Annotated in this window: 13 protein-coding genes; 9 read left to right on the top strand and 4 right to left on the bottom strand. The window is 69.2% G+C overall.

Going from position 1 to position 15,617, the window contains the following annotated elements; genetic code table 11:
- Positions 1–44 precede the first annotated feature (44 nt).
- Positions 45–659, bottom strand: coding sequence for an alpha-ketoglutarate-dependent dioxygenase AlkB (locus J1C47_RS23650; RefSeq protein WP_207349915.1), 615 nt, complete (start codon positions 657–659; stop codon positions 45–47).
- The gene (locus J1C47_RS23655; protein WP_342591941.1) at positions 656–1,366 is read right to left on the bottom strand and encodes a LuxR C-terminal-related transcriptional regulator; all 711 of its coding nucleotides are present in this window, start codon (positions 1,364–1,366) and stop codon (positions 656–658) included. The genes J1C47_RS23650 and J1C47_RS23655 overlap by 4 nt, the downstream gene beginning before the upstream one ends.
- Before the next feature lie 746 nt (positions 1,367–2,112).
- On the opposite strand from J1C47_RS23655, the gene hslU reads away from it, so the two are divergent.
- The 3 genes from hslU to J1C47_RS06450 all read left to right on the top strand — a co-directional run bounded on the left by hslU (position 2,113) and on the right by J1C47_RS06450 (position 5,990).
- A complete protein-coding gene (gene hslU / locus J1C47_RS06440) occupies positions 2,113–3,420 on the top strand; it encodes an ATP-dependent protease ATPase subunit HslU (RefSeq protein WP_207349917.1) in 1,308 nt (435 codons plus the stop codon).
- Between the two features lie 286 nt (positions 3,421–3,706).
- Entirely contained in the window at positions 3,707–4,978 is a 1,272-nt protein-coding gene (locus J1C47_RS06445) for an SAM-dependent methyltransferase (RefSeq protein WP_207349918.1), read from the top strand.
- A gap of 178 nt (positions 4,979–5,156) precedes the next feature.
- Positions 5,157–5,990: an MBL fold metallo-hydrolase gene (locus J1C47_RS06450; protein WP_207349919.1), complete on the top strand. Its 834-nt coding sequence runs from the start codon at positions 5,157–5,159 to the stop codon at positions 5,988–5,990.
- Positions 5,991–6,496: 506 nt separating this feature from the next.
- On the opposite strand, the gene J1C47_RS06455 is transcribed toward J1C47_RS06450, so the two are convergent.
- On the bottom strand, positions 6,497–7,501 hold the full coding sequence (locus tag J1C47_RS06455) for an MBL fold metallo-hydrolase (RefSeq protein WP_342591942.1): 1,005 nt from the start codon (positions 7,499–7,501) through the stop codon (positions 6,497–6,499).
- A 155-nt stretch (positions 7,502–7,656) separates the two neighbouring features.
- On the opposite strand from J1C47_RS06455, the gene mnmE reads away from it, so the two are divergent.
- Positions 7,657–9,105: a tRNA uridine-5-carboxymethylaminomethyl(34) synthesis GTPase MnmE gene (gene mnmE, locus J1C47_RS06460; protein WP_207349921.1), complete on the top strand. Its 1,449-nt coding sequence runs from the start codon at positions 7,657–7,659 to the stop codon at positions 9,103–9,105.
- Between the two features lie 396 nt (positions 9,106–9,501).
- On the opposite strand, the gene J1C47_RS06465 is transcribed toward mnmE, so the two are convergent.
- On the bottom strand, positions 9,502–10,068 hold the full coding sequence (locus tag J1C47_RS06465; protein WP_207349922.1) for a Uma2 family endonuclease: 567 nt from the start codon (positions 10,066–10,068) through the stop codon (positions 9,502–9,504).
- Between the two features lie 93 nt (positions 10,069–10,161).
- On the opposite strand from J1C47_RS06465, the gene J1C47_RS24205 reads away from it, so the two are divergent.
- The 5 genes from J1C47_RS24205 to J1C47_RS06490 all read left to right on the top strand — a co-directional run bounded on the left by J1C47_RS24205 (position 10,162) and on the right by J1C47_RS06490 (position 15,612).
- Positions 10,162–10,620: a helix-turn-helix domain-containing protein gene (locus J1C47_RS24205; protein ID WP_425354544.1), complete on the top strand. Its 459-nt coding sequence runs from the start codon at positions 10,162–10,164 to the stop codon at positions 10,618–10,620.
- A 205-nt stretch (positions 10,621–10,825) separates the two neighbouring features.
- Positions 10,826–12,718, top strand: a complete 1,893-nt coding sequence (gene mnmG, locus J1C47_RS06475; RefSeq protein ID WP_207349924.1) for a tRNA uridine-5-carboxymethylaminomethyl(34) synthesis enzyme MnmG — start codon at positions 10,826–10,828, stop codon at positions 12,716–12,718.
- A gap of 9 nt (positions 12,719–12,727) precedes the next feature.
- A complete protein-coding gene (locus J1C47_RS23975; protein WP_207349925.1) occupies positions 12,728–13,615 on the top strand; it encodes a 16S rRNA (guanine(527)-N(7))-methyltransferase RsmG in 888 nt (295 codons plus the stop codon).
- A gap of 124 nt (positions 13,616–13,739) precedes the next feature.
- Positions 13,740–14,543, top strand: coding sequence for a ParA family protein (locus tag J1C47_RS06485; protein WP_425354545.1), 804 nt, complete (start codon positions 13,740–13,742; stop codon positions 14,541–14,543).
- Between the two features lie 82 nt (positions 14,544–14,625).
- Entirely contained in the window at positions 14,626–15,612 is a 987-nt protein-coding gene (locus tag J1C47_RS06490) for a ParB/RepB/Spo0J family partition protein (protein ID WP_207349926.1), read from the top strand.
- Positions 15,613–15,617 lie beyond the last annotated feature (5 nt).

A 15,617-nucleotide genomic window follows, 5' to 3' on the forward strand; every position in this document is an offset into this window, starting at 1 on the left:
TCTCGCCGCGGCCCCTCACGCGCCTCGCCTCGTTCCGGCTGCCCTCACGCCGGCTTCGTCACGCGCCGCAAAGTGAGGTTGATGCGCCCGCCGTTCTTGAGGAGTGTCGAGCTCTGCGGATAGATCCGGTCGACGCCGTGATAGGCGAGCCGCGAGGCGCCGCCGAGGACGAAGACGTCGCCCGAGGCGAGGCGGATCGAGGCCGTCGGCCCGCCCCGCTCGGTTCCGCCGATCCGGAAGCGGCAGTCGTCGCCGAGCGAGACCGAGACGACGGGCGCGCCGAGATCGGCTTCGTCCCTGTCCTGATGCAGCCCCATCCGCGCGGCCTCGTCGTAGAAGTTGACGAGGCAGGCTTCCGGCGGATGCGGATAGTCGGCGACGCTCTGCCAGAGCGTCAGCAGCGGCGCCGGGATCGGCGGCCAGGGCCTGCCGGTGGCCGGATGCTGCGGCTGGTAGCGGTAGCCCGCCTTGTCGGCGACCCAGCCGAGCGGCCCGCAATTCGTCATCCGCACCGAGAACGGACGGCCCCAGCGCGGCATCACCGGCGTATAGAGCGGCGCCTGTTCGAGGACGGCCCGGATCGCGTCGACGAGGGCCTCCTGCGCCGCCCGGTCGAAATGGCCCGGCAGATGCCGGGCGCCGTCCGGCAGCCCTGTCACGACAGATAGCCGAGCTGGGCGGCCATGGCGACGGCGTGGGTGCGGTTGGCGGCGTTCATCTTGCGCTGCGCCGAGGTCAGATATTGCGAGACGGTGTATTCCGACAGGGACAGGATCGTCCCGATCTCGTTGGAGGTCTTGCCGAGCATGGCGAGCTTCAGGCAGTCGCGTTCGCGCCCCGACAGGGGATTGTTGCGCTGGTTCTCCTCGAAGCGGATCGCCGCGAGCATCGCGAAATAGACGATGGCGAAGCGGTGGAGCTCGGAAACCGCCCCGGCCGAAAGGTCCGGCGCGCGGCCGGCGAGAGACAGGGCGCCGTTGAACGAGGTCATCGCATGCACCGGCAAGAGGACGCCGGAGAGATAGCCCTCGGCGAGGAGGAAGCGGGCGGCCGGCGTCGGATCGGGTTCGTCGGAACCGTAGAGCGTCTCGATGTCCCAGACGAAGGGCATCGGATCGGTCCGCAGCGTGCCGAGGACGATCTTGAAGCGGTGGAGGCCGTTGAGCTCGTAGCCCTTGGCGAAGCCCGGCGACCAGTTGGCATGGATGACGCGGGTGGCGAGCCCCTCGTCGTCGGTGGACGGCAGCGAGAAGACCGCGGCGTGGCTGAAGCCGTAACGCGCGGCGACCCCGTCCAGCGCCGCGACGAGACATTCCTCCCGCCAGGGCTCCTCGATCGCCGAAAGCACCTCGGTCGCCGCCGTCACGTCAAATCCCCGCCCGCCGTTTCGAGATGTCGTCCGAACCGTTCCCGGATCGGTCCTTCGGCCCGTTCCGCCTTTCGCCGCGATGCCGGCAGCCGCGCCCTGTCGCCGATCGGCGCCGGGCAGCCGGTCCGGCGACGACGTTCCGCCCGGCTGGACGGGCATTCGGCCGTTCCTGCCCGCTGCCGCGCGGGACGCAAGCCTGGATCCATGATCGCGAAACGGTCCGAGCGCGCCATTCTGCACCAATCCGTCACGGCCGGCACCATGCGCTCTTTGGGAGAAATCATTCCTCCCTCCGGCGCGCAGGGCGGCGGCGGGGGCGGCGCCGCTCCGTCCCCTTCGTCCGCATCCCGGCGCTTGCCGCAAGGCCGCCGCAACCGCCGAATCGCCGCCTCAGTTTGACTGCATTTCCGCCGGCTTTTGAAGCCCCGAATGAGCCCTTGCCGGCTTGGCGGCGCCGAGGCTGGCACAAGCGGGGGGGCGATCCCATCTAGACCCAGACGCACGAAGGACGGAGGCGCCGGGCACCCCGCCTGTTCGAAAACCGCCGCAAGAGCAGGCAGGCCGCGCATCCCGCGGCCGCCCCGCCGGCCGGAAAGCGGGCGGGCGGCAGCGGCGAAACCTGCGCCATGTGTGACAGACTGACGCTCCCCTTTGCCGGCCGCCCTGCGGGACGGCCGCCGTCATCCGCCGGAGGGGGCCATTTCCCGGGCCGGCTCGGCCCTGACAGAGAAAAAGTGACGTTCATGACCGATTTTTCACCCCGCGAGATCGTTTCCGAGCTCGATCGGCACATCATCGGCCAGAAGGATGCCAAGCGGGCGGTCGCCGTCGCGCTGCGCAACCGCTGGCGCCGTCAGCAGCTCGACGGATCGCTGCGCGAGGAGGTGATGCCGAAGAACATCCTGATGATCGGACCGACCGGCGTCGGCAAGACCGAGATCTCGCGCCGGCTGGCGCGGCTCGCCGGGGCGCCCTTCATCAAGGTCGAGGCGACCAAGTTCACCGAGGTCGGCTATGTCGGCCGCGACGTCGAGCAGATCATCCGCGATCTCGTCGAGATCGGCATCGGCCTCGTGCGCGAGAGAAAGCGCGAGGAGGTGAAGGCCAGGGCGCATCAGGGCGCCGAAGACCGGGTGCTCGACGCGCTGGTCGGCAAGTCGGCCTCGCCGGCGACCCGCGACAGCTTCCGCAAGCGCCTGCGTTCCGGCGAGCTCGACGACAAGGAGATCGACGTCGAGGTCGCCGACACCGCCAACCCGCTGGGCGGCATGGAGATCCCCGGCATGCCCGGCGCCAATATCGGCGTCCTCAACCTCTCCGACATGATCGGCAAGATGGGCGGGCGGCGCACCAAGCAGCGCCGCACCACCGTGCGGGACTCCTACGAGCTTCTGATCGGCGAGGAGTCCGACAAACTGCTCGACCAGGAGCAGCTGGTGCGCGAGGCGGTGGAGGCGGTCGAAAACAACGGCATCGTCTTCCTCGACGAGATCGACAAGGTGGCGAACAAGGACGGCTATGGCGGCGCGGGCGTCTCCCGCGAGGGCGTGCAGCGCGACCTGCTGCCGCTGGTCGAGGGGACGACGGTGGCGACCAAGCACGGGCCGGTGAAGACCGACCACATCCTGTTCATCGCCTCCGGCGCCTTCCACGTCTCCAAGCCCTCCGACCTTTTGCCGGAGCTGCAGGGGCGGCTGCCGATCCGCGTCGAGCTGAGGGCCCTCACCAAGGACGACTTCCGCCGCATCCTGACGGAGACCGAGGCGTCGCTGATCAAGCAGTACGTGGCGCTGATGAGGACCGAGAGCGTCGACCTCGAGATCACCGACGACGCCATCGACGCCATCGCCGACACCGCGGTGTCGCTCAACGGCTCGGTCGAGAACATCGGCGCCCGGCGCCTGCAGACGGTGATGGAGCGGGTGCTCGACGACATCTCCTTCGAGGCGCCGGACAAGGCCGGCGAGCGCTACGTCGTCGACGCCGCCTATGTCCACAAGGCGCTCGACGGCATCGCCGGCAATGTCGACCTGTCGCGCTACATCCTCTGAGGCTCGGGGCTTTTTGGTCGACGCGCCGGGCCGGCTCTCCGCCGGCCCGGCGGTCCCCTTCGGCATCTTCTCGGGCTTCAGTAAGCCGGCTTATTGAGTGACTCCTGCCTGTCCTGGTGAGGCTCGCGAAGCCGCCCTTCGCCGGTGGCGGCGGCGCAAGCGCCCATGGCGCTCGCCTTGAGGCGATTAGCCCCCGATCCGGCCGCCCGCATTGCGCCCGCCACCGCGCGGCGATAAGCCGGGCCCCGTGTCCGACATGGTTTCACGTGAAAACGGAGTGCGTTGCATGGCCAGTGGTGAAGACAGGCTGGCGGAGATCGTGCGCCATGTGTTCGCCGCCTTCGAGCCGAAGATCGCCGTCAGGCTGTGGAACGGCGAATGGCTCGGACCGGCGGGCGGGCCGGTGCTCGTACTCAACGACCCGGCCGCCATCGCGCGCCTCGTCACCAGCCCGAACATCGCGACGGCCGTCGGCCTGTGGATGGCCCGGGCGATCGACGTCGAGCACGGCACGATCTTCGATCTCGCCGCGGCGCGGCCGGACATCCGCACCAAGGCGGCGATGAAGCGCATCGACAAGCTGAAGATCGCCGGCGCCCTGCCCGCGCTCTACGCCCTGTCGCGCCGCTCCAGGGCGAGCGGCCCGGCGGCGGGCGAGGACGCCTCGGCCAGCGGCTCGTCGAAGGCCGCGATCCAGTTCCACTACGACGTCTCGAACGACTTCTACCGGCTCTTCCTCGACAGCCGGATGCTCTATTCCTGCGGCTATTTCGACGGCTGGCACGACGACATCGACAAGGCGCAGGCGGACAAGCTGGACATGATCTGCCGCAAGCTCCGCCTGAAGGCCGGCGAGCGCTTTCTCGACATCGGCTGCGGCTGGGGCGCGCTGTTGATCCACGCGGCGGAACATTACGGCGTCAGCGGCCACGGCGTCACGCTCAGCCAGGCCCAGTACGATCTCGCCCGCGAGCGGATCGCCGAGAAAGGGCTCGCCGATCGCGTCACCGTCGAGTTGAAGCCCTTCGAGGAGCTTTCCGGCCAGTTCGACAAGGTGGCCTCGATCGGCATGTTCGAACATGTCGGCTGGGAAAAGCACGACGCCTATTTCACGGCGGTCCGCAAGCTGCTCAGGCCGAACGGCCTCTATCTCCACCACGCCATCACCCGGCCGGCCAAGGAGACCGACGCGAAGTTTCGCAAAGGCACGAAGGAATATGCGGCGATCATCCGCTACATCTTTCCCGGGGCCGAGCTCGACCATGTCGGCCATTCGGCGCAGTTTCTGGAAAAGCACCGCTTCGAGGTGCACGACGTCGAGAACTGGCGCGAACACTATGCCCGCACCTGCCGGCTCTGGCACGACCGGCTCCTCGCCCGCATGGACGAGGCGGCGGCGATCGCCGGCGAGGAGCGCGCCCGGCTGTGGCTGCTCTATCTCGCCGGCGTGTCCCTCGGTTTCGAGCGCGGCGGCCTTCTGATCTACCAGACGCTCGCCTCGAAGCGCTCCAAGGGCCCGAGCGGCCTGCCGCCGACGCGCCGCGATCTCTATTCCTGAGGCGGCCGGCCCGGCGGGACGGATGGCGTGCGCGCGGCGCGGCGGGCGGCGGGCTTACGTCGCCGCAAGTGCCGACGCGGGACGGCGCGATGCCCCCGCGATGCACCACAATGTCGGGGCCCATGGCGGCGCGACGGCGGGAAGGCTATGAACGAAACGCCCCCGGGAGCCCTCCACCATGCCTTTCAGCCCCTCTGTCGCTTCCTTCCTGTGCCAGGCCTGCGGAACCGAGTTTCCGCCCGCCGCCTCGCCGCCTCCGGCCTGTCCGGTCTGCGAAGACGAGCGCCAGTTCGTGCCGCCGGGCGGCCAACGCTGGACGAGCTTCGCCGCCCTTTCCGCCGGCCATCGGACCGTCGTCGCCTATGACGGCGCGCTTCTCGGCTTCGGCATGACGCCGCATTTCGCGATCGGCCAGCGTGCCCTGCTGCTGCGCACGCCGGCGGGCAACGTCCTGTGGGACATGATCCCGCTGATCGACCGGGCGACGGTCGATCTCGTCGAAGGTCTCGGCGGCCTCGCCGCGATCGCCATCTCGCATCCGCACTATTATTCGACCATGGCGCGATGGGCGGAGGCCTTCGGCGTGAAGGTGCATCTTCATGCGAGCGACGAGGCGTGGGTGATGCGGCCGGGCGGGCATGTGAAGGCCTGGGACGGCGAGCGGCTGGAGCTTCTGCCCGGCGTCACGCTGCTGCGCTGCGGCGGGCATTTCGCCGGCGGCGCGGTGCTGCATGCGGCGGAGAGCCTCGTGCCGGGCGGCGCGATCCTTGCCGGCGACATCCTGCAGGTGACGCCCGGCTGCGACGGCGTCGGCTTCATGCGCAGCTATCCGAACTTCATCCCGCTCGGGGCCTCCGCGGTGCGCCGGATCGCCGCGGCGCTCGACGGCTTCACCTTCGAGGCGATCTACGGTGCCTTCTGGGGCCGCGTCGTCGAGCGCGGCGGGCCCGCGGTTCTCGAGCGGTCGGTGGCGCGGCATGTCGGATGGCTCGAGCGGACGGCCGACATCTGAGCGCGGCCCGGCGCCGGCCCCTGCCCTTGCCCCGGACAATCAAAAGGCCGCTTTCCCTTGCAGGAAAGCGGCCCCGTGATAGGCGTCAGCCGGCGGTCCTCAGCGACCGCTTGCAGGCGTCATCTGAAATTCTCAGGCGAAGCGAAGAGGCTGCTCCGTCGAACCACCGAGAATCATGGACCCAGCCGGCTTCAGACAATCACTCGACATCGGATCACCTCCTTTCGCTTCGTTGAACACGAGAGAGAGTATGGGGCCCGGATTCGGGCAGCGCAAGTGGCTGCCGCAATTTTCGTCAGCTTCGGGCAATGTTCCGCCCACGCCTAGGGCCCCGCGACAACGGCCCGAACCTTCGGCAGGTCTTTCCGACGCGGTTTCAGGCGGTCGCCCGGCATCCACGGGCTCGGTGCCGCGGCGCTTTCTCGGACCGATCATAGGCGGCCGAGGTCGCCGGCGGGCCTCGGGCCCCGGCGGAGAGGCGTCCTCAAGCCGGCCTGTCGGGAGAGTCAGGCCGCGTCGAGGCTTTCGCCGGGAGACAGGGTGCGGAATCGCTCCGGCGCAATCCCCCGCGCGTCGAGCGCCTCGCGAAGCCTTGCCGGCGGCTCGCCGAAGGGCTCGTCGGTGAGCTGCACGGTGCCCCAGTGGATGGCGACGGCCTGCGCGGCGCCGAGATCGGCAAAGACTGCGGCCGCCTCTTCCGGGTCCATGTGCTGCGGCTGCATGAACCAGCGCGGCGCATAGGCTCCGATCGGGATCAGCGCGAGGTCGGGCGCCCCGAAGCCGGCCCGCACCTTGCGGAAGATCGCGCCGTCGCCGAAGCCGCTGTCGCCGACGAAATAGACCGTGGAGCCGCCGGCGCGCAGCACGAAGCCGCACCACAGGCGCATCCGCGTGTCGGAGATCCGGCGCCGCGACCAGTGCTGTGCCGGCACGAGATCGACCGTGGCGCCCCCTGCTCCGTTGGACCGGCGCCGACGATCCAGCGGGAAGCTGTCGCCCCAGTCGCCGGCCACGACGTCGATGCCGGGGACCGCGCGCTGCAAAAGCACGTCGTTGCCGAGGGCGGTGACCACCCGCGGACGATCCCGCTTCATAAGCCGGCTTAGCGTTGCGATGTCGCAGTGGTCGTAATGGTCGTGCGACAGCAGCACCACGTCGATCGGCGGCAGGTCGTCGAAGCGGATGCCGGGTTCGCTGACGCGCTTCGGCCCGGCGAAGCCGACCGGGCTCATGCGGGGCGAAAATACCGGATCGGTCAGGACGTTCAGCCCGGCCACCTGGATCAGCACCGTCGCATGGCCGACCATCGTCGCGCGGAGGCCGTCGACGCGGGGAGCCGGCACGGCGGGCGTCACCGGAACCGCCGCCGGCCAGCGGGCGCGCTCGCCCGAGAACTGCCATTTGAGGAGGTCGGCGAAACGCCGGTCGACCCGCCCCTGGCCGGGATTGTGGAACCTCGTCCCGTCGAAATGGTCGGAGACGGGACCGGAATAGAAGCGATTTTTCGGCATGGCGCCCATATCGGTCTCGCCGCGCGGTTTGAAAAGGCTGGCGGAGCGCCGATCATCTCCCGGTGCGGGACGGCGACGTTCTCGGGCGGTCGCGATTTCGGCCATGATGGCTTACATGTCGGAGGAGGACCCGTCACCGACCGAAAGCCGCCGGAATGCATTCCGACACCATCGCCGCTCTTTCCTCCGGCGCCCTGCCCTCCGGCGTCGCCGTCGTACGCGTCTCCGGCCCCGATGCCGGCGCGGCGCTGGAGCGGCTCTGCGGCCGCCGTCCGCCGGAACGCCGTGCGAGCCTCTGCACCTTCCGCGACGCTGCCGGCACCGTCATCGACCGGGGCATCGCGCTGTTCTTCGTGGGCCCTGCCACGGCGACGGGCGAGGACGTCGCCGAATTCCATCTCCATGGCGGCAAGGCCGTCGTCGCGGCCTGCCTCGAGGCGATCACCGCGGAAGTCGGGACCCGCCTCGCCGAGGCCGGCGAGTTCACCCGCCGGGCCTTCGAGAACGGGCGCATCGACCTCACCGAGGCGGAAGGCCTCGCCGATCTGATCGCCGCCGAGACCGAGGGTCAGCACAGGGCTGCGATTCTCCAGGCCGGCGGCGCGCTGCGGGCGCTCTACGAGGGCTGGATGCAGCGGCTGACGGCGGCACGGGCGCGGCTCGAAGCCTCCTTCGACTTTTCCGACGAGGGCGACGTCGGCGAGGACGTCGCGGACGGCGTCTCGCGGGAGGCCGCCGCGATCGTCGCGGAACTCCGCGCGCATCTTTCCCGTGCCGACCGCGGCGAGATCCTGCGCTCCGGCTTCAAGGTGGCGATCGTCGGCGCGCCGAATGCCGGCAAGTCGAGCCTTCTCAACGCCCTCGCCGACCGCGAGGTGGCGATCGTCACGGAGGTTCCGGGAACCACCCGCGACGTCATCGAGGCGACGCTCGATCTCGATGGCATACCGGTGCGTTTTTCGGACACGGCGGGCATCCGCGAGACCGCCGACAAGGTCGAGGCGATCGGCGTGGAGCGGGCGCGCGAGGTGATGGCCAGGGCCGACCTCGTCCTTGCCCTCGTCGACACCCAGCAGGGCCACGGTCCCCTCGCCCGCTTCTCCGAGCTTTTGTCTCACGTGAAACATCCGATGATGCTGGCTGCCGACGCCTCGCTCGAAGACCTCGCCGGCGGCTCGGCCAAGGGCCGGCGCCGCATCTTCACCGTCCGCACCAAGGCCGACCGGCCGGCCCCGACCGGCCTCGTCGCGCGGCTCGGCAACGAGTGGCGCGACTTCCGCTTCGACTTTGCGGTGTCGGCGAAGACCGGCGAGGGCCTCGACGCGCTGACGGCCCGGATCGCCGAACTTGCGGCCGCTGCCGCCGGCCTGGACGGGCCGGAGGGCGGACGCGACGCCGCGGTCCCTCTGCGGTCGCGCCAGCGCGCGCTTCTTTCCGAGACGCTGCGGATCCTCGACGAATTCGTCGGCAATTCGACTTTGCCGCCGGAGGTCGGCGCCGAAACCCTCCGCCATGCGTCCGACACGCTCGGCCGGCTGACCGGCAAAGTGGGGGTCGAGGACCTGCTCGACGTGATCTTTTCCGAATTCTGCATCGGCAAGTGAGGCTCTGCGATGGACGGCATCGTCATCCGCGCCGCCGGCGCGGGCGACCTCGAAGGGCTGAACGCCCTTGTCCAATTCTATTCGCGGGCTCCGGCCGGCCATACGCATCGCAGGCGCCCGCCTTGCCTTGCGTCCCGGCCGGCGAGTGGGCCCACCCCGACATTGATGATATGGTGTGGAATCCGCCGAGCCGATTTTCGGGATCGAACCGCCAGCACGGTGCATGGTCCTGCAGATTTTCGGAATTTGACATTCGAGGCGATGCGGGGCCCGGTCGGGAGTGATACGGTTTCCGGCAGATCACTTCGTGATGCCGGAAACAAAGACGCTCTTTCGCCGCGCGGGCTCGATACGAGCCCCGCTCTGACCGAGCGGATCTCGTATCAGACGTCGAATTCAATCCACGAGCGCCAGGCGGTCGTAGATCTCCCGCATCGGCAGGTCGATCACGACGGCGGTGAGCACGACGCTGCGGTCGAGGCCCAGAATTTCGTCCGCCGTCCAGTCGCCGCCGTCCTGCCGCGACCAGATCAGCACCTGCGGGCGGGCCGCCTCGACGACGACGATATGGCGCATCGTGGATACGCGTTTGTATTCATCGACCTTGCGCAGCCGGTCGAAGTCCCGCGTCGACGGCGACAGCACCTCGAAGACGACGACCGGCTCGGCGGCGAGGTAGCCGTCCGGATCGAAACTGCCGCCGTCGATCCCCGCATCGGGCCGGCGGATCTGGCCGGGAAGAGTTTCGACCGCTCCATCGCCGGTGAACGGCCGGCACGGCTTGCCGAGCAGCCGCATGCCGAGACGCAGAAGAAGGTTCGCGACGATCACATCGTGGCGGTTCGATGCACCGGTCATCATCCGGGCGGGAAAACCGTTGACGAGTTCGTAGCGCTCGTCATGGCTTGCCTGCCAGGCGAAGAACTCCGCGATCGTCCAGGGCTGGATGTCGAGAAGGCTCATAGCGCATCCCGCGACGTTGCAACGGAAAATAGAACATCAACGCGCGTTCTGCTATGATAATGTCGGATCAAGATGCGGTGTCGTGGAATTTCGATGCGTGGACCGGGCTCTCGAGGGGGTATTTCAAAATCGACTTTCTATCGCGCGTGGCGGGATGATCAGCTACGTCGCTTCCAGCGTCCGGTCGTGCCGCAGGTACCCTCGACTGCACGCCCTTTTCACGATCTAAACGTTGCGCCCAGGCCTATTTCCCCGTTGCGGGCAGCACGCGAGTTGCGTGAACTCACCCCGAGCGAGCTCGGGCGAATGATCGGCGTGTCCGGCCTTCACATTTTGCAGTTCGAAAATGGAACGCGCCGCCTAAGGAGTTCGGACTCTCAAGCACTTGCAGGAGTTCTGAATGCCAAGTGGCTGATCGTGGAAGAACCAGCAATTTCCGTCCCGAAAAGTGATCAGCTAGCCGTGGTACGTCGGCGGATATTGCGGTTGGTGCAAAGTCGGGCGGCCGTTGGACGCCCTTCATCAGTCGAAATGATAGACGGGGAGGTGTGAAGAAGGAGCGGCATTTCGAAGGCCGCAAGACTGGCAACCATAGACTGACGACGCGCGGCGTTGTTCGAATGGCTGCATTCTTCTATAGGACCGCGTCAGGAAAGCGATGGACGGCGAAATTCTGGCCTAATTATGCCTCTGCATGTCAGTTCGTCCGAGGCGAATATAGTGGCGCAACAATTTCATTTGGGATCGATCCCCAACCATGACCGACCGACATGTCAACCCCTTCTCGCTCGCATGCGACGTCGTCGTCGTGGGCGGCGGCCATGCCGGCTGCGAGGCGGCGAGCGCGGCGGCGCGGGCAGGCGCCGAGACCCTGCTCGTCACCCACCGCTTCGACACGATCGGCGCGATGAGCTGCAACCCGGCGATCGGCGGCATCGGCAAGGGCCACCTCGTGCGCGAGATCGATGCGCTCGGCGGGCTGATGGGTCGCGCCGCCGACCGGGGCGGCATCCAGTTCCGCATGCTCAACCGCCGCAAGGGGCCGGCCGTCTGGGGCCCGCGCACCCAGGCCGACCGCAAGCTCTACCGCGCGGCGATGCAGGGCCTTATCCGCGAGACGCCGGGCCTGACGGTCGTCGAGGGCGACGTCTTCGACCTGTCGCTCGACGCGGCCGGCAGCGTCTGCGGCGTCGTCTTCGCCGACGGCCGCAGCATCGCCTGCCGCGCCGTGGTGCTGACCACCGGCACCTTTCTCGGCGGGCTCATCCATATCGGCGTGCGGCAGATCCCGGCGGGCCGCATGGGCGAGGACCCCTCGATCGGGCTTTCCGGCACGCTCGCCCGCCTCGGCCTCGCGCTCGGCCGGCTGAAGACCGGAACGCCGGCCCGCCTCGACGGGACGACGATCGACTGGGCGAGCCTCGACCGCCAGAAGCCGGACGAGGATCCGCTGCCGTTCTCGTTCATGACGGATCGCATCGACAATCCGCAGATCGACTGCGGCATCACCCGCACGACGCCGGAAACCCACCGGATCATCCGCGACAATCTTTCCCGCTCGGCGCTCTATTCCGGCCGGATCGAGGGCGTCGGCCCCCGCTACTGCCCGTCGATCGAAGACAAGATCGTCAAGTTCGGCGATCGCGACGGCCACCAGATCTTCCTCGAGCCGGAAGGCCTCGACGACGACACCGTCTATCCGAACGGCCTGTCCACCTCGCTGCCCGAGGACGTGCAGGACGCCTTCCTGCGCTCGATTCCCGGGCTGGAAAGGGTGTCGATCCTGAAGCCCGGCTATGCCATCGAATACGATCACGTCGATCCGCGCGAGCTCGACCGCTCGCTCGCCGTCCGCAAGGCGCCGGGCCTGTTTCTCGCCGGCCAGATCAACGGCACCACCGGCTATGAGGAGGCGGCGGCCCAGGGGCTCGTCGCCGGGCTGAACGCCGCCCGGCTCGCCGGCGGCGCCGCCCCGGTCGTCATCGGCCGAAGCGAGGCCTATGTCGGGGTGATGATCGACGACCTCACCCGCACCGGCGTCACCGAGCCCTATCGCATGTTCACCTCGCGGGCCGAATTCCGCCTGTCGCTCAGGGCCGACAATGCCGACCGCCGGCTCACCCCGCTGGCGATCGCGCTCGGCATCGCCGACCCCTCGCGCCGGCAGCGCTTCGAGGAAGGCGAGGCGGCCTTCTGCGCGGCCCGGACCGCGCTGGAAGCGGCGCGTGTGACGCCGGCCGAGGCCGCGCGCCACGGCATTGCCGTCAATCAGGACGGCCGCCGGCGGAGCGCCTGGCAGCTGCTCGCCCAGGGGGCGATCACCCGGGACGAGCTTGCCGGGCTCTGGCCGGAGCTTGCCGCCATCGATGCGCCGACCTTCGGCCGGCTCGCCATCGAGGCGGCCTACGACGTCTATCTCGACCGCCAGAAGAAGGATCAGGACCGGCTGCGCCAGGACGAGGCGCGGCGGATTCCGGCGGGTCTCGACTATGCCGCGATCCCGGGCCTTTCCAACGAGTTGCGGCAGAAGCTGACCGCCCGCCGGCCGCAGAGCGTCGCCGAGGCGGAGCGCATCGACGGCATGACGCCGGCGGCGCTGGCTCTGCTGCTGGTGGCGCTGCGCCGCGGAAGCCTCGCCGATGCGGCGTGAGGACCGGTGATGGCGCAGCGTGACGGCGGCGGCCGACGCAGCGGCGGCGCGGGTGCGGCCGGGGGCAGCGCACGACGCGGCAGTGCGCAGCGCGGCAGCGTCCGACCGGGGTCCGGGCCCGATTTGAAGCGCAGCGCCGCCGCGGCGCCGCAGACCGGGGCAAGCGCAGGTGAAGGACCGCCGGGGAGGGGACCGCCGGGGAGGGGGACAACCTGGTCGCCGAGGCCGGGCGGGGCCTTAAAGGCGCTGGACCATGCGGCGATCGCCGCGCAGCAGGCCGAGGGGCGCGCCTGGTTCGTCGACGAGTTCGCGGTTTCACGTGAAACGCTGGCGCGTCTCGATACATATGTCGCCCTCCTCACCGAATGGCAACAGTGCATGAACCTCGTCGCGCCCTCGACGCTCGGCGACGTCTGGCGGCGCCACGTCGCCGATTCGCTCGGGCTCGAAGCCCTGCTTCCGGCTGCCGGGTCGATCGTCGATCTCGGCTCGGGCGGCGGGTTGCCGGCCCTCGTCGTTGCCGCCTGCCGGCCGGAGACGCCGGTAGAAATGATCGAATCGAGCCAGAAGAAATGCGCCTTCCTCGCTGCCTCGGCGGCGGCGATGCGGGTCGAGGCGCGGCCGCATCCGCTCCGCATCGAAAACGCCGGCGCCGTCGTCGCCGGTGCCGGGATCGTCACGGCCCGGGCGCTCGCGTCGCTCGACACGCTGCTGCGGCTCGTCGCGCCGCGGGTTTCACGTGAAACGCGGTGCTTTTTCCAGAAGGGCCGCACTCATGAACAGGAAATTGCCGAAGCGGCTGCCCATTGGCGATTCACCATGATAATTCATGCTTCCAGGCTCGAAGCTGATTCGGTCGTCTTGGAAATCGCCGACATCGCGCCCCGGGCGAGCTGACGGGGCGCCGGGAGCCGGCGGCGGAAGGGCGGCTTCGCGCCGTCGACGCGGCGGCGAAACCGGCAGGCGGAAGGCCCGAACCGACGCCGAAACGTTGGAAGACATGGATTTTCAGCCAATGGACATGGCCACGCGGAAGCCCATGCGGATCATCACCATCGCCAATCAGAAGGGCGGCGTCGGCAAGACGACGACGGCGATCAATCTCGCCACGGCGCTCGCCGCGGTCGACAAGCGCGCGCTCCTCATCGATCTCGATCCGCAGGGCAACGCTTCGACCGGCCTCGGCATCGACAAGGACGAGCGGGAAATCTCCTCCTACGACGTCCTCACCGAAAACGCCTCGATCAGCCAGGCGGCGGTGAAGACCGTCGTCCCGAACCTCTCGATCATCCCCTCGACGATGGACCTCCTCGGCTTCGAGATGGAGATCTCCGGCGTCCACGGCCGCGCCTACCGCCTGCGCGACGCCCTGCATTTCCATCAGCAGGACGAGGCCGACTTCGACTTCGTGCTGATCGACTGTCCGCCCTCGCTCAACCTCCTGACGATCAACGCCATGGCCGCCGCGGACGCGATCCTCGTGCCGCTGCAATGCGAGTTCTTCGCGCTGGAGGGCCTGTCGCAGCTTTTGCAGACCGTCGAGCAGGTGCGCGACAGCCTCAACCCGATGCTCGGGCTGCACGGCATCGTCCTGACGATGTTCGACAGCCGCAACAACCTCGCCTCACAGGTGGTGCGCGACGTGCGCTCCTATATGGGCGAGCATGTCTACGAGACCGTCATCCCGCGCAACGTGCGGATTTCCGAAGCCCCGTCCTTCGGCAAGCCGGCGATCCTCTACGACCTGAAGTGCCCGGGCAGCCAGGCCTACATCCAGCTCGCCTCGGAGGTGATCCGCCGCGAGGGCCGGCTGGTGGCGGCGTGACCGGGGCGGATCGGGGATGAGGGCGGAACGCGAGGAGTGGCGGGGCGGCGATGCAACCGACGATGCGGATGAGGACCGGACGATGACCGAAGACAGATCTCGCCAGCGGCTGGGCCGGGGCCTCGCCTCGCTGATCGGCGCCGGCGCCGCCGGCCCGTCGCGCCCGGTGCCGGGCTTCGAGACCCAGCCCGCCGCGCCGACGATCGCCGCCGAGCGCTCGATCCCCGTCGGCCGGATCACCCCGAACCCGCACAATCCGCGCCGCACCTTCCGGCGGGAAGAGCTCGACGAGCTCGCCGCCTCGATCCGCCAGCACGGCGTCGTCCAGCCGCTCTTGGTGCGGCCCGTCGCCGGCGAGCCGTCGCGCTACGAGCTCGTCGCCGGCGAAAGGCGGCTGCGCGCCGCGATCCTCGCCGGCCTCGCCGAAGTGCCGGTGGTCACCCGCGAGATCAACGACCGCCAGTCGCTCGAGATCGCGATCATCGAGAACGTCCAGCGGACCGACCTCAACGCCATCGAGGAGGCGCTCGGCTACCAGGCGCTGATCGACGAGCACGGCTACACCCAGGCCGATCTCGCCGAGATCCTCGCCAAGAGCCGCAGCCACGTGGCGAACACCCTGCGGCTCCTGAAGCTGCCGCAGGAGGTCCGCGCCATGGTCGAGAACGGCTCGCTCTCGGCGGGCGCCGCGCGCACCGCCGTCACCGCGGAGGATCCGCTGTCGCTCGCCCGCCGCATCGTCGCGGAAAACCTTTCGGTACGCGAGGCCGAAGCGCTCGCCCGCGACCCGGCGGCGATCGAGGAGCCGGCGCTGCGGGGCCCGGTCCGCGGCGGCCGCGCCCGCCGGGGCCGGGACACCGCCCCGGAAGACAAAAGCGACGCGATCATCGCCTATGAGCGGCGCCTGCGCGAGGCGACCGGCTTCGAGGTGACGATCGAGCTTCAGGCCGGGCGGCCGGTGGTCTCGCTCGTCCTCGACCGCGAGAGCGATCTCGACGGGCTGATCGAGCGGCTCGACCAGCGCGGCTACGCGCCCGCCTTCGCCGGGCCGCGCCTGCGCTCGCTCTGAGACCG

Source organism: Jiella sonneratiae (assembly GCF_017353515.1).
Classification (GTDB): Bacteria; Pseudomonadota; Alphaproteobacteria; order Rhizobiales; family Rhizobiaceae; genus Jiella; species Jiella sonneratiae.